Source organism: Streptomyces sp. CT34 (genome assembly GCF_000805335.1).
Taxonomy (GTDB): Bacteria; Actinomycetota; Actinomycetes; order Streptomycetales; family Streptomycetaceae; genus Streptomyces.
In genome coordinates this window covers 4,399,603-4,413,186 of record NZ_KN708638.1, presented here as the reverse complement: position 1 = coordinate 4,413,186, position 13,584 = coordinate 4,399,603, and the positions used below count along the sequence as shown (strand labels likewise).

At 72.1% G+C, this 13,584-nt stretch carries 15 protein-coding genes and 1 tRNA gene; 13 read left to right on the top strand and 3 right to left on the bottom strand.

The genetic code is table 11. From position 1 onward, the window contains the following. Positions 1–80 precede the first annotated feature (80 nt). The 3 genes from RZ84_RS19305 to RZ84_RS19295 all read left to right on the top strand — a co-directional run bounded on the left by RZ84_RS19305 (position 81) and on the right by RZ84_RS19295 (position 3,333). A complete protein-coding gene (locus tag RZ84_RS19305; RefSeq protein WP_043265344.1) occupies positions 81–1,583 on the top strand; it encodes an MFS transporter in 1,503 nt (500 codons plus the stop codon). Between the two features lie 308 nt (positions 1,584–1,891). Further along, on the top strand, positions 1,892–2,143 hold the full coding sequence (locus tag RZ84_RS19300) for a hypothetical protein (protein ID WP_043265343.1): 252 nt from the start codon (positions 1,892–1,894) through the stop codon (positions 2,141–2,143). 11 nt (positions 2,144–2,154) lie between these two features. Next, complete coding sequence (locus tag RZ84_RS19295) at positions 2,155–3,333, top strand: SPFH domain-containing protein (RefSeq protein WP_043265342.1); 1,179 nt, start codon at positions 2,155–2,157, stop codon at positions 3,331–3,333. A gap of 120 nt (positions 3,334–3,453) precedes the next feature. Here RZ84_RS19295 and RZ84_RS19290 read toward each other — a convergent pair whose 3' ends face one another. Beyond that, complete coding sequence (locus RZ84_RS19290) at positions 3,454–3,951, bottom strand: MarR family winged helix-turn-helix transcriptional regulator (protein WP_043265341.1); 498 nt, start codon at positions 3,949–3,951, stop codon at positions 3,454–3,456. Between the two features lie 418 nt (positions 3,952–4,369). Between RZ84_RS19290 and RZ84_RS19285 the strand changes: the two genes are divergently transcribed. The 3 genes from RZ84_RS19285 (at position 4,370) to RZ84_RS19275 (ending at position 6,384) form a co-directional block, all read left to right on the top strand. Beyond that, positions 4,370–5,581 carry a cytochrome P450 gene (locus RZ84_RS19285; protein ID WP_043265340.1) on the top strand — a complete coding sequence of 404 codons (1,212 nt, stop codon included), beginning with the start codon at positions 4,370–4,372 and terminating at the stop codon, positions 5,579–5,581. Positions 5,582–5,658: 77 nt separating this feature from the next. Next, on the top strand, positions 5,659–5,853 hold the full coding sequence (locus RZ84_RS19280; protein WP_043265339.1) for a ferredoxin: 195 nt from the start codon (positions 5,659–5,661) through the stop codon (positions 5,851–5,853). A 180-nt stretch (positions 5,854–6,033) separates the two neighbouring features. Further along, positions 6,034–6,384, top strand: coding sequence for a hypothetical protein (locus RZ84_RS19275; protein ID WP_043265338.1), 351 nt, complete (start codon positions 6,034–6,036; stop codon positions 6,382–6,384). A gap of 42 nt (positions 6,385–6,426) precedes the next feature. Here the strand turns inward: RZ84_RS19275 and RZ84_RS19270 are convergent, their stop codons facing one another. After that, a complete protein-coding gene (locus tag RZ84_RS19270) occupies positions 6,427–7,278 on the bottom strand; it encodes a helix-turn-helix domain-containing protein (RefSeq protein ID WP_043265337.1) in 852 nt (283 codons plus the stop codon). Positions 7,279–7,414: 136 nt separating this feature from the next. Between RZ84_RS19270 and RZ84_RS19265 the strand changes: the two genes are divergently transcribed. The 4 genes from RZ84_RS19265 to RZ84_RS19250 all read left to right on the top strand — a co-directional run bounded on the left by RZ84_RS19265 (position 7,415) and on the right by RZ84_RS19250 (position 10,947). Next, entirely contained in the window at positions 7,415–8,470 is a 1,056-nt protein-coding gene (locus RZ84_RS19265) for an NAD(P)-dependent alcohol dehydrogenase (protein WP_043265336.1), read from the top strand. 562 nt (positions 8,471–9,032) lie between these two features. After that, a complete protein-coding gene (locus RZ84_RS19260) occupies positions 9,033–9,680 on the top strand; it encodes a DUF4232 domain-containing protein (RefSeq protein ID WP_043265335.1) in 648 nt (215 codons plus the stop codon). 164 nt (positions 9,681–9,844) lie between these two features. Continuing rightward, complete coding sequence (locus tag RZ84_RS19255; RefSeq protein WP_043265334.1) at positions 9,845–10,144, top strand: type II toxin-antitoxin system VapB family antitoxin; 300 nt, start codon at positions 9,845–9,847, stop codon at positions 10,142–10,144. Positions 10,145–10,299: 155 nt separating this feature from the next. Next, positions 10,300–10,947 (top strand): LytR C-terminal domain-containing protein, encoded by a 648-nt coding sequence (locus RZ84_RS19250; protein ID WP_078893962.1) that lies wholly within the window; start codon positions 10,300–10,302, stop codon positions 10,945–10,947. A 191-nt stretch (positions 10,948–11,138) separates the two neighbouring features. Here RZ84_RS19250 and upp read toward each other — a convergent pair whose 3' ends face one another. Further along, positions 11,139–11,774, bottom strand: coding sequence for a uracil phosphoribosyltransferase (gene upp / locus RZ84_RS19245; protein ID WP_043265332.1), 636 nt, complete (start codon positions 11,772–11,774; stop codon positions 11,139–11,141). 216 nt (positions 11,775–11,990) lie between these two features. Here upp and RZ84_RS19240 point away from each other — a divergent pair, with 216 nt between their 5' ends. The 3 genes from RZ84_RS19240 (at position 11,991) to RZ84_RS19230 (ending at position 13,261) form a co-directional block, all read left to right on the top strand. Then, complete coding sequence (locus RZ84_RS19240) at positions 11,991–12,512, top strand: tRNA adenosine deaminase-associated protein (RefSeq protein WP_043265331.1); 522 nt, start codon at positions 11,991–11,993, stop codon at positions 12,510–12,512. Positions 12,513–12,604: 92 nt separating this feature from the next. Further along, the gene (gene tadA / locus RZ84_RS19235) at positions 12,605–13,105 is read left to right on the top strand and encodes a tRNA adenosine(34) deaminase TadA (RefSeq protein WP_078893961.1); all 501 of its coding nucleotides are present in this window, start codon (positions 12,605–12,607) and stop codon (positions 13,103–13,105) included. A gap of 68 nt (positions 13,106–13,173) precedes the next feature. Then, positions 13,174–13,261, top strand: a tRNA-Ser gene (locus RZ84_RS19230). Positions 13,262–13,584 lie beyond the last annotated feature (323 nt).

Below are 13,584 nucleotides of genomic sequence, written 5' to 3'. Positions count from 1 at the left end.
GCGGCTCCCGATGGGGGTAGCGGAAACACCAGCATAATCGGTCTCTGTATGTCTGTTCGGGGCTGTTTGATCGTTACGGCATGACACAGACAACACGCCCGTCGGGTACGGCGGCGGTGCCGCCCCCGGCAGCGCAGCGGAGGCCGAACTCCGCCCGGCGCTCCGGCCGCCAGGCCCCGGTGGCCGCCCCCGGACGGGCCCTCGCCATCGTCCTCGCCGGCGCCTTCATGGCCGTCCTCGACACCTTCATCGTGCTGGTCGCCGCCCCGGCCATCCAGGCGGACCTGCACTCCTCCGCCGCCGACATCCAGCTGGTCCTCGCCGGCTACCAACTCACCTACGCCGTCGCCCTGATCACCGTCGCCCGCCTCGGCGACCGCTTCGGCCGCAAGCGCGTCTTCCTGCTCGGCACGGGGCTCTTCACCGTGTCCTCCGTGGGCTGCGCGCTGGCCCCCGACTCGGGCGCCCTGATCGCCGCCCGGTTCGTCCAGGGGTTGAGCGCGGCGGCGATGTTCCCGCAGGTCTTCGCGATGATCCAGGTGCTGCTCCCGGCGGAGCGGCGCCCCAGGGCGTTCGGCGCGCTCGGCGCGGTCATCGGAATGGCCACCGTCGCCGGGCAGTTGCTCGGCGGCGTGCTGATCTCCGCCGATCTCTTCGGCTCCTCCTGGCGCCCGGTCTTCTGGGTCAATGTGCCCGTCGGCGTGGTGACTTCGCTGCTCGCCGCCCGGTACGTCCCCGAGACGCGCGCCCCGGAGGCCCGCCGCCCGGACCTGCGCGGCGCCGCCGCGCTCACGCTCGCCCTGGTGCTCCTGGTCGTCCCGCTGGTCGAGGGGCGCTCGTCCGGCCGGCCGCTGTGGACCTGGCTCAGCCTGGCCGCGAGCGTGCTGGCGTTCGCCGCCTTCGCGCTGGTGGAACGGCGGGTGGACACCTCGGGAGGCGACCCGCTGGTGCGGCTGCGGCTGCTGCGTGAGCGCCCGTTCGCGATCGGCATGACCCTGGTCCTGCTCACCTACGCGGGCATCAACTCCTTCTTCCTCATCCTGTCCCTCACCCTCCAGGACGGCCTGGGGAAGGACCCGCTCGGCGCCGGTCTGGCCTATACGCCGTTCGCCGTGGTCTTCTTCGCCACCAGCCTGCTCGCCGGCCGGCTCGCCCGCTTCGGCCGCCGCGTCCTCCAGGCCGGCGCCCTGATCGGCGGACTGGGCTTCGTCGTCACCGTCGTCGTGGCCGCCGGCGCCGGCCCCACACTCACCTCCGGGGAACTGACCCCCTCGCTGCTGCTGGTCGGTGCCGGCAACGGCCTGCTGGTCACCCCGCTGCTCAACGCGGTGCTCGCCAACGTCGGCCCGAAGGAGGTGGGCATGGCGTCCGGGGTGCTGTCCACCGGGCAGCAGGTGGGCGGCGCGGTCGGGGTCGCGCTCATCGGCGTGCTCTTCTACGGCGCCCTCGGCACCGCCCCGCACCACGACACCGCCGCCTACGGCCATGCGCTGGCCCTGGCCGTCGCGTTCAACGCCGGGCTCGCCATGCTGATTTCGGTGCTGCTGCCCTTCCTCCCGGACACCGCCCGGCGCCGAGGGTAGCCGCCTCCGGCGCGGTCGACGGCGGCCACCCGCGCACCCAGTCGCTGCCCGCCACCCAGGTCGTCGACCCCGGCGGCATCATCCGCCGGGCCCTCGTCGACGCCGAGCACACCGCCCGCGCCGGACCCGCCGGCACCCTGGCCGCCCTCGGCACCCTGGAGGTTTCGCCCTGACCGCACTCCTCCGCGCAGCGCGGATCCACGCCACCTCATCGGCCCATCAACTCGCCGCCGTCCCGCCATAGGCCCCCGTTCACCGGAGCGCTATCGTCGGATTCCAGGAACGTAACGGGGGGAGGGCAGCCGTCGATGGCGCAGGACGATGCCGTGATCGGCTGTACCGGAGTGCTGCTGATCGGCACTCGCGGGGCTGCCGGACCCGGTGAGGTTCTGGTGCGGGTCCGCGGGGGCTCCGAAGCCTTCCTCGCGTGGTCCGCCGAGCCCCTACCGGTAGGGGCGACCGTGCTCGTGATCGAGTCCCGTGGCAATCGCCAGGTCGACGTCATGGAGTGGGCTGATCCGTTGGACGCGTTGCCCGGCGATGCCGGCGACGCCCGTTGAGGAGACAAACGATGTTCGGTTACCGCGTTCCCGCCCCCGATCAAGCCATGCTGATCTCGGGAGGCAGGCGTGGCCAGGGCGGTGCTCCGTTCCGCGTGGTCACCGGCCACGGCAAGTTCGTGCTGCCGGTCTTCCGCAAGGTGCGCTTCCTGACCCTGGCGATGTGTGAGGCCGAGGTCGCCGAGAAGTGCGTGACCCGGCAGGGCATCGCACTCACGGTCCGCGCCGTGATCGCGTTCAAGGTCGGCAACGACACCGAGAGCATCGTCAACGCCGGTCAGCGGTTCCTGTCCGACCAGGACCAGATGGCGGTGCTCACCGGCCGGATCTTCGCCGGTCATCTGCGGTCCATCATCGGCTCGATGACGGTCGAGGAGATCGTCACCGAGCGGCAGAAGCTGGCCACCGAGGTCCTGGAGACCTCCAAGGCCGAGATGGCCAAGATCGGCCTGATCGTCGACTCGCTCCAGATCCAGTCGATCGACGACGGCGACACCGGTTACATCGAGGCGATGTCCGCCCCGCACAAGGCCGCCATCCAGCAGCAGGCCCAGATCGCCCAGGCCCAGGCCACCCAGGCATCGGTAGAGGCCCAGCAGGAGGCGGCGCGCAACCAGGCCGAGTACCAGCGGCAGACCGCCGTGGTCCAGGCCGAGTACAGCGCCGAGGTGGACCGCGCCCAGGCCCGTGCCGCACAGGCCGGCCCGCTCGCCCAGGCCCACGCCCGGCAGGAGGTGATGGACGCGCAGACCGAACTCGCCGAGCGCGCCGCCAGGCTGCGCCAGCAGGAACTGGTCGCCGAGGTCGTCAAGCCCGCCGAGGCGGAAGCCGAGCGCATCCGGCTGCTGGCCCTGGCCGAGGCCGAACGCATGAAGATCCAGGCCGAGGCCGCCGCCTCGTACGACCGGGTCGCGCTCGACCGGATGCTCATCGACCAGCTCCCGCAGATCGTCAAGGAAGCCTCCGCCGGCCTCGCGGGCGCCAACGTCAACGTCCTCAACGGCACCGACGGCCTCGGCGAGATCGCCGCCGGCCTCGTCGGCCAGGGCCTGACCATCCTCGACTCGGTCCGCCGCAACCTCGGCACCCCCGACGGCTCCGCCAACACCGCGGACAACAACGGCACCCGGGGAAGCGGTACGGGCACCGGCAACGGCACCGGCCACAGCGGTCGCGTGGAGATCGAATAGAGACCGAGTAGAGACCGAACAGCGGAGCCGCCGGCGGGGCGAGGCAGGGGCGGGGGCGGGACCGTCGAGGGTCTGCCCGGTGGGTCGGGCCCGGAAAGGCCCGGAAAGACCTGTAAGGCCCTACGCCCCCCGCCCCCGCTGGCGTGGCTCCTCCGCGTGCCTTTCGCGGACGTAGTCCACCAACCGGTTCAGTACGGCCATCGTGGTGTCGAGTTCGGCATCGTCGAAGTCGCTCAGGGCCTGCCGCAATCCGGCCAGACTGGCCTGCCGGAAGCTGCGCAGGACCGCCGTGCCGTGCGGCGTGATGGCGACCTGGCGGGCGCGGCGGTCGAGGGAGTCCGGGGTGCGTTCGACCAGGTCCTGGGACTCCAACTGGCCGATCTGCCGGGTGACATGCGGCGGTTCGACCATCAGCTGCGCCGCCAGGTCGCCGACCCGGCTGACGCCGCCGCTGTTCTCCAGGGCCATCAGCAGATAGAGGTCGGAGCGCCCGGCCGTGACCCCCGCCTGCAGCGCCTGGCGCTCGTGCGCCCGGGAGCGGGTGAGCAGATAGGACAGCGTGGCCAGCACCTTTTGCAGCGCGGCGAGGGAGTCCTGGTCTCGTACGGGGTCCGGCATGGGGGCACTGTAGCGGGCGCCGGTCCCCGGATCCGCGGCCCTCCGTACCAGGATGTGGCCGGATCTCGCCGTACCCCTGCCGGCAGCACGGCAGGGGCCGGCGCCACTCCCCCTGTTCACACCGTGCGAGGCACGAGCCCTGCATGACTCCCGGTATCACTCCCGGCACGCCTCCCGGTTTGAGTCCGGTTCGCGCCCGGTTCGAGCCAACCTCGTGCCGCCCCGCGATCACCCCTTCCCTCCCCTGCCGGGCGTGAGTTACCGTGACGACAACTTAATTGCTTAACTTAGGTAATTAGGTACCAGCCTGCGGCCCACCGGCCCGGCTACGTCACCAGTACGGGAGTTGCCAACCCACGGCAGTCCGGCAAGCCACCGCAGTGCCGTTGCCGTGTACGAACGCGGAAGGACCACCCGCATGACGACCGCAGAACGTACCGCTTCCCTCGATGCCCTCGCCGTCCCGGCCACCCGCGCCCCGGGCTGCCCCTTCGATCCCGCACCCGGTGTCGCCCGCGCGGTCCACGAGGAACCGGTCACCCGGGCCACCCTCTGGGACGGCTCCGCCTGCTGGCTGGTGACCCGGCATCAGGACGTCCGCCAGGTACTCGGCGACCAGCGCTTCAGCGCCGACGCACACCTCCCCGGTTTCCCGTTCCTCACCGCCGGCGGACGCGAAATCCTCACCGGCGGCACCACGTTCATCCGCCAGGACGACCCGGAGCACGCCCGGCTGCGCCGGATGCTCACCGCCGACTTCATGGTCAAGAAGGTCGAGGCGATGCGCCCGGAGGTGCAGCGCCTCGCCGACGAGCTGATCGACCGGATGACCGACGGCCGCACCTCCGCCGACCTGGTCACCGACTTCGCGCTCCCCCTGCCGTCGCTGGTGATCTGCCTGCTGCTCGGCGTCCCCTACGAGGACCACGGGTACTTCCAGGAGCGCAGCCGGATCCTGCTCAGCCTCCGCTCGACCGCCGAGGAGGTGCGTACCGCCCAGCTGGAGCTGGTCGACTACCTGACCCGGCTCGCCGAGTCCAAGCGGGATCGCCCCGACGACGGCATCGTCAGCCGCCTGGTCGCCCGCGGCGAGCTGAGCTTTTCCGAAATCGCCACCATGGGGCGGCTGTTGCTGGTCGCCGGCCATGAGACGACCGCCAACATGACGGCCCTGTCCACCCTCGCCCTGCTGCGCAATCCCGACCAGCTGGCACGGCTGCGCGCCGAGCCGTCGCTCGTCAAGGGCGCCGTCGAGGAGCTGCTGCGCTATCTGACGATCGTCCACAACGGCGTACCGCGCGTCGCCACCGAGGACATCGAGGTCGGCGGGCGCACCATCCGCGCCGGCGAGGGCGTGCTGTGCACGATCAACACCGCCAACCGCGACCCGGACGTCTTCCCCGGCGGCGACGCCCTCGACGTCACCCGCGACGCCCGCCGCCATGTCGCCTTCGGCTTCGGCGTCCACCAGTGCCTGGGGCAGCCGCTGGCCCGGGTGGAACTCCAGATCGCCGTGGAGACCCTGATCCGCCGGCTGCCCGGTCTGCGGCTGGACATCCCCTTCGAGGACGTCGCGTTCCGCGGCGATATGGCCATCTACGGGGTGCACTCGCTGCCGGTCGCCTGGTAGCGAGCGGCAGCCCGCACCCGACCCCCTTCGTCAACACTCTTGATCCACACCCTTGATCCACACCCTTGGGGAGAACCATGCGCATTCACGCCGACCAGGAGAAGTGCTGCGGCGCCGGAAGCTGTGTGCTGGCCGCACCGGACGTCTTCGACCAGCGCGAGGAGGACGGCATCGTCGTCGTCCTCGACGCGGAGCCGCCCGCCGCACTGCACGACGCGGTCCGCGAGGCGGCGGCCATCTGCCCGGCCGCCGCGATCTCGGTGTCCGACTGACCCCCGTACGGGCCCCGCACGGACGCTCCGCGGGGCCCGTACGCGACCGCCGAAACCCCGCCCCACCGCCGTATCGATACAGCGCCCCTCCTTCGGGTGACGGCGCACATCACCGGACGTCCGTACGGGCAGTGAAGCAGAGCACCATGCCAACCGCCGTGCTCCGTAAGGACGTTCCGCATGCCTCGCCTCCGCCGGGCGCCGGCCGCAGCCGCCGGTTCGCTGGCCCTGGCCCTGGCCCTGCCCACCGCATCGGCCCACGCCGCCACCGGCGACTTCCGCTACGTCTACAAGGACCCGTACCGCGGACCGCGGACGGGTGTCCTCGCCGACCCGCCGAGCCGGAAATGCCTCACCCTCCCCGAGGCGATCCAGGAATACCTGCCGCCCGCGCACTCGCCGCGCAACCACACCACGTCCACCGCCACCGTCTTCACCGGCCCCTTCTGCACCGGCGCCCACTTCACCCTGCGGCCGAACGGCGGCCACGCCTCCGAGCGGCTCAAGCTCCGCTCCGTGGTCTTCTCCTGACCCACTCCGGGGACGGCCCGGCCACGACCCACCAAACCGGCCCTACGCCCCCGGGCCCGCCGCATCCCACAGCCTCGCCGCCAGTGCGCGCAGCGCCTCCGCGGACGGCGAGCCCGGCGCGGCGTGGTGGGTGACCAGCATCTGCTCGGTGTCGTCCGGCACTCCCAGCGACTCGTAGGCGAGGGTCAGCGGGCCCACCAGCGGATGGTTCAGCCGCTTCACGCCGAAGCCCTTGTCCTTGACGTCGTGCCGGGCCCAGAACCGCCGGAACTCCTCGCTGCGGTCGGCCAGTTCGGCGATCAGCGCGGCCAGCGCCGGATCGTCCGGCCGGCGTCCGACCTGCCGCCGCAGCAGGGCGACCAGCACACACGCCTTGCCCTCCCAGTTCACGTACAGCTCGCGCGTCGCCGGGTCCAGGAAGACCTGCCAGGCCATGTTGCGCCGCTCGGGAGGCATGGCCGGGAAGTCGCCGAACACGGCGCGGCCCAGCCGGTTCCAGCCGATGATGTCCAGCCGCCGGCCGACGACGAAGGCGGGGATGTGCTCCATGGTGTCCAGCAGCTCCTGGAGGGCGGGCCGTACCCGCTGCGGCCGGTCGGCCGGCCGGCCCCGGCGGGAGACCGGCCGGACCAGGTGGCTCAGGTGGTCGCGCTCGGCCGGGGTCAGCCGGAGCGCGTCGGCGATCGCCTCCAGTACGGCGGCCGACACATTCCGGCCACGGCCTTGTTCCAGGCGGATGTAGTAGGCGACGCTCACCCCGGCCAGCTGCGCCAGCTCCTCCCGGCGCAGTCCCGGCACCCGGCGCCGCCCGTGCTCCGGCAGCCCGACGTCCCCGGGCCGCAGCCGGGCCCGCCGCGAGCGCAGGAACTCGCTCAGCTCGGTGCGCTGGTCCACCGCCGCGATCCGCGGCCGTGCCGCGGCACCGCGGGGCTCCCCGGGCCGCTGGGTGATTCCGTCAGTAGTAGGCACACCATGCATATGTTCAAGAGTGCACTGGTTAGCCCGGAGGGAATGGCGCAATCTCGGTGGCATGACCCACACCTCTGTCGCCGCGTACGCCGCACCCGCCCCCAAAGCGCCGCTGGAGCGGACCACGATTCCGCGCCGCGAGCTGGGTGCCCACGACATCCTGATCGACATCAAGTTCGCCGGTATCTGCCACTCCGACATCCACACCGTGCGCGCCGAATGGGGCGACGGCGGGAACTTCCCGATCGTCCCCGGCCACGAGATCGCCGGCGTGGTCGCCGAGGTCGGCGCCGAGGTCACCCGCCACAAGGCGGGCGACCGGGTCGGCGTCGGCTGCTTCGTCGACTCCTGCCGCGAGTGCGAGAACTGCCGGGCGGGCGAGGAGCAGTACTGCACCGGCGAGCTCGGCAACGTCGGCACGTACAACGCCGTCGGGCGGGACGGCGCGCCCACCTACGGCGGCTACTCCACCCACCTCGTCGTCGACGAGAACTACGCCCTGCGCATCCCCGACTCCCTTCCGCTGGACGCCGCGGCCCCGCTGCTGTGCGCCGGCATCACGCTCTACTCCCCGCTCGCCCACTGGAAGGCCGGCCCCGGCAAGAAGGTCGCCGTCGTCGGCCTCGGCGGCCTCGGCCACATGGGCGTCAAGATCGCGCACGCGATGGGCGCGGAGGTCACCGTCCTCAGCCAGTCCCTGCGCAAGAAGGACGACGGCCTGCGGCTGGGCGCGGACCGCTACTACGCGACGAGCGACCCGGCCACCTTCGAGGCTCTGGCCGGCACCTTCGACCTGATCGTCAACACCGTCTCGGCCAACCTGGACCTCAACGCCTACCTCGGCCTGCTGCGCACCGACGGCACCCTGGTCCAGCTCGGCGCCCCGGAGAGCCCGCTGCCGATCGCGCCGTTCGCGCTGATCACGCAGCGCCGGTCGTTCGCCGGATCGCTGATCGGCGGCATCCGCGAGACCCAGGAGATGCTCGACTTCTGCGGTGGGCACGGGCTGGCCGCGGAGATCGAGGTGATCGGCGCGGACCAGATCAACGACGCGTACGAGCGGGTGCTGGCGAGCGACGTCCGCTACCGCTTCGTGATCGACACCTCGACGATCTGAGCCACGGCGCGCCGGCCCTCTCCGGGGCCGCCGGCGCACACCGTCCGCCCGGGGCCGCCCCCACAGGCCGCCCCGGGCGTTTGCGCGCCGTGACCCCGGCACGACACGCATCCTACTTGGAAACGACTCCCATTTCCATCCCATTCCCATACAGCCTCCGCTCTCCTGACCGGCGCACCCCCACCCCCCACCCGCGAGCATGCGCACGCGCCCGGGACACCCAACTGTCCCCGACGTACGGGGTGTTGACAGGTCATACCGCTTGACAACCCGTCCCCGGGTGCGGAAACCCGTGCTGCCCGAAGGCGCCCCCGGGGGCGCCGTGCGGCCGACCACACGAACGGCCACCCGAGCACCCCGTCCCGCCCCGCCACCGCGCCACCCTCCGCCACCCCCTCCCCACACCTTTCGGCCAACTCCACGAGCCCCTCCCGCACTTGACCCGCACAACCGCCGAGCAGGCCGCACGCCGCACCACCCCCGCCCCATTCGGCACGTGACGCCCGCACCGCGTTCACCCTCCATTGACCGCACGGCAATCACCTGGTCGAGAATCGTGTACATGCCGTCCCCGAACACCGCCGCCCCCCGCCGCAGCCGCACGCTCGCGGCTCTGTTGCTGGCCGCGACGGCCGTGCTGCCGCTGGCCGCCTGCCGGACCGGCGGCGCCGAGCAGGTCGAACCGGCCTCCTCCGACGTCTCGCCCGCCGCCTCCCCGTCCGCGGACCCCGGCATCTGGGCCGCACCGGGCTCCCCCGGCGCCCGCATCCGGGTCGCCTGCACACCCGACATGCTGCGGTTCCACGCCGGCGCGGAGCAGTACCCGGCCCGGCACATGCTGCTGACCGTCACCAACATCGCCACCCGGACCTGCACCTTCGCCGGCCAGCCGTACCCCCTGCTGCGCCTGAGCGACCGCCACCCGGCCGCCGCCCGGCCCATCACCCGCAGCAGACCGCCCACCCCGGTCGAGCTGGTCCCCGACGCGACCGCGTACGCCACGGTCACCACCGCCGCCCCCGATCGGCCGGGCGGCCGGAGCGCCCCGGGCAGCAAGGCCGAAAGGATCTCCCAGTTCGGTGTCACCCTGGCCGCCCGGAGCGACCCGGCGCAGGTCGGCGTAGACGGCCGCGCCCCGGTCCCGGTCGACCCGGACACCGCCCGGGTCACGTACTGGCAGCGGAGCCTGGCGGACGCCGAGAAGTGGTGACCGGGCGCCGCGCGGTGCCACGGGCGGACGAGCGAGCGGTAGCCCGTTCGTGCCGTATCGGCCAGCTCATCACCCACCAATGATCCAATTTTGCCGCTATTGATCGGCTTTGCACTGGCGCCGCTTGGCTGCGCCCGGTGCCGCATGCCCGGTAGGCTTTCCGTGTGATCTTCAAGCGCATCGGAAATGGGCGGCCGTACCCCGACCACGGCCGGGAGAGCACCCGCCAGTGGGCGGACGTCGCCCCGCGCCCGGTACGCCTCGACCAATTGGTGACCACCAAGCAGCAGCTCGACCTCGAAACGCTGCTCGCCGAGGACTCGACGTTCTACGGCGACCTCTTCGCCCACGTCGTCAAATGGGAGGGCGACCTCTACCTGGAGGACGGGCTGCACCGCGCCGTCCGCGCGGCCCTCCAGCAGCGCCAGGTGCTGCACGCCCGGGTGCTCGAACTCGACGGCTGACCGCCCGCTTTCCAGCGGTTTCTCCGGGCGTTCCGCCGATATCCCCCGGCCCCTCGCGCCCCCGCGATGGCCGGATTCGACCACTCGGGTTCTCCCGTACGCAACGCGTTGATCGTTTAGTAGGCACGGCCGACGGCCCGCACTACGCTGCGGCCATGAGCATGCTGACGCCTCCAGGCATGGGCGGTAAGCGGTACCGCATCACAGGCGACAGGTATCCGCGGATGCGCCGCCCCCGCCACCGTCGCCGCATCATCCTCGGCATCGTGGCCGGGGCCTGCGTCCTGGGGCTGGCCGGCTGGGGGACCATGCAGCTCATCGACGTCTTCGGCGGGAAGGGCAGCACGGCCCAGGCCGCCCAGGACCGGAGACACTGCCCGGAGAACAGCACAGCGGGCCGGTCCGCCGCCCCGCAGCCCGCCGCCGGCAAGTTCCCCGCGCCGGCCGCACTGACCGTCAACGTCTACAACGCCACCGCGCGGGCCGGACTCGCCAAGCACACCGCCGACGAGCTCAAGAAGCGCGGCTTCAAGATCGGGAAGGTGGGCAACGCCCCGGCCGCCTACGACAAGAAGGTGGGCGGCACCGGGATACTGCTCGGCCCCAAGGCCGCCGCCGACGGGCCGCTGAAGGTCCTGGCCACCCAGCTCGCCGGAGCGCAGCAGCAGACCGACGACCGCAAGACCGCCGATCTCGACCTGATCGTCGGCGGCACCTTCACGCAGCTCACCGCCCAGCAGGACGCCGCGAAGGCCCTGGACCGGCTGACCCACCCCGCGCAGCAGCCCGCCGCCAAGTGCTGACCGCGCAGCGCGAGGGCCCCGCACCGGGCGTGGTGCGGGGCCCTCGCGGCGGGCCCGTACGCGCCGGGGCCCTCCGCGTCCCGGGAACCTCGGACGTCACTTGAGGAACACCGACGGCGACCGGCCACCTCCGCGAGAGCGATGGGGGTCCCCCGCGCCTCAAGCGTGGGGGCTCAGCCGCAAGGGGGTGCTCAGCCGGCCGTGCCGTACATCCGGTCGCCCGCGTCGCCCAGGCCCGGCACGATGTAGCGGTCCTCGTTCAGCCGCTCGTCGACCGCGGCGGTGACCACCGTCACCGGCGCACCGGCCAGCTCCCGCTCCATGACCTCGACGCCCTCCGGCGCGGCCAGCAGGCAGATCGCGGTGACATCGTCCGCACCGCGCTTGATCAGCTCCCGGATCGCCGCGACCAGCGTGCCGCCGGTGGCCAGCATCGGGTCGACCACGTACACCTGCCGCCCCGACAGGTCGTCGGGCATCCGCGTCGCGTAGGTGTGGGCCTCGTACGTCTCCTCGTTGCGGACCATGCCCATGAAGCCGACCTCGGCGGTGGGCAGCAGCCGGACCATGCCGTCCAGCATGCCCAGACCGGCCCGCAGGATCGGGACGACCATGGGCCGCGGGTGGGACAGCCGCACCCCGGTGGTCGCCGTCACCGGGGTCTCGATGTCGACCTGGTCGGTGCGCACATCACGGGTGGCCTCGTAGGCGAGCAGGGTGACCAGCTCGTCGGCGAGCCGCCGGAAGGTCGGGGAATCGGTGCGCTTGTCGCGCAGAGTGGTGAGTTTGTGCGCCACCAGCGGGTGGTCGACGACGTGGATCCGCATGACATCGACAGTAACCGAGCCGGAAGGCCCGAGCGCCCGCCGTGCACCCACGGCAATCCGGCACGTGAGCGACATCTCTCACAACGTCCGCACGACGCAGCGCTGAAGACGGCGCGCGAACGCGATGTTTCTGCCACGATTCCGAAGGGGCGGGACCATGGCGTGCAGCGCCGCCCCGCCCAGCCCGGCACGCCTATGACCAGTGGGAGAGTCACGGTGTACTTCGCCGCACTGCTCGCGCGCACCGAAGACGGGTGGGAAGCGAGCGATATGGAGCTCGACAATGTGGAAACGCTGACCGATCTGGCCGACCTGGCCCGAGAGGCGGCGATCGACGACAACACGGTGGTGGCCCTCATCGAGCAGGAGGACGCCTGGTTCGGCGTCGTCCGGGTCGACGGCGAGGAGGACCCCCGGGTCTTCGTCTCCAACGCCGCCAGCGCCGGCAGAAGCTCATACGGCGCGATGCTGACCGACGAGCTCCTCGGCCGCGAGGACAACGCGGACGACGACCTCGACAGCCTCGACCTGGACGGTACGGAGGACGGCGAACCCGAAGCGGACAACGACGTTGATGACGACGACGAGGTCGCCGCGGTGCGCGGCCCGCTCGGCGACGCCGGGCTGCTGAGCGACCTCGGCGTCTCCGAGAAGGAACTGCTCGCCCTCGACGGCGACGCGCTCGGCGAGATCGCCGACGCCCTGGGCTGCACGGATCTCCTGGAAGCCGTGCGCTGACCCTCCCCCAGCCACCCGCTGGGGGAGCCCCCAGCCGGGCCCACGCTCCGCCCCTGGGCCCGGCCCCCGGCCACGTCCCCGACACTGGGGACATGACCGTCCCCCCATCCGCCTCTCTGCCCTCCGCCCCGCCCGACCCGCTGCGCGCCCCCTGGATCGCGCCGATGCGCCAGGCGCTCGCGGAGGCCACCCGTGCCCCCGGGACCGGTGACGTCCCGGTGGGCGCCGTCGTGCTGTCCGCCGACGGCACGGTCCTGGGCACCGGCCACAACGAGCGCGAGGCCACCGGCGACCCCACCGCCCACGCCGAAGTCCTCGCCCTGCGTGCCGCCGCCGGAACCGTCGGGGAATGGCGACTGACCGGGTGCACCCTCGTCGTCACCCTCGAACCGTGCACGATGTGCGCCGGCGCGATCGTCCTCTCCCGCGTCGACCGCGTCGTCTACGGCGCCCGCGACGCCAAGGCCGGCGCCGTCGGCTCCCTCTGGGACGTGGTCCGCGACCGCCGCCTCAACCACCGCCCCGAGGTCATCACCGGCGTCCTCGAATCCGACTGCGCCGCCCTCCTCACCGCGTTCTTCCGCGACCGCTGACCCCGCTCCGGCTCGCTCCCCGCAATCCGATTTCGGCACACGGGCCCCCTTGGGCTAAGCTCTCTCTCGGTAGCGTGTCCGAGCGGCCGAAGGAGCTCGCCTCGAAAGCGAGTGTGGCGCAAGTCACCGAGGGTTCAAATCCCTCCGCTACCGCCATCAACACCCCGTTGATCTGTGGAAACGCAGGTCAACGGGGTGTTTGCGTAGGGCCGCGGCCACCGCACGGGGGTGGCGCACCACCAACTTTCTTCCGGGCCTCGCGAGTTCTCCCCGCCGGCCGGTGAATCACCGGCACCGGAATGCTCACTCATGCCTGCCGGGCATCACGCGGTCACGTCCGGCGGCCGACGGTTCCAAGATCACCGCCAGGGCGCCCGAGAGCACGACCGTGGTGACCAAGGGGGCGGAGCAGACCCTGAGGGTCCACGGTCATCCCGCGAGAAGCGCGCGAACACCGAATGGGTCGGCATCAGGTCGGC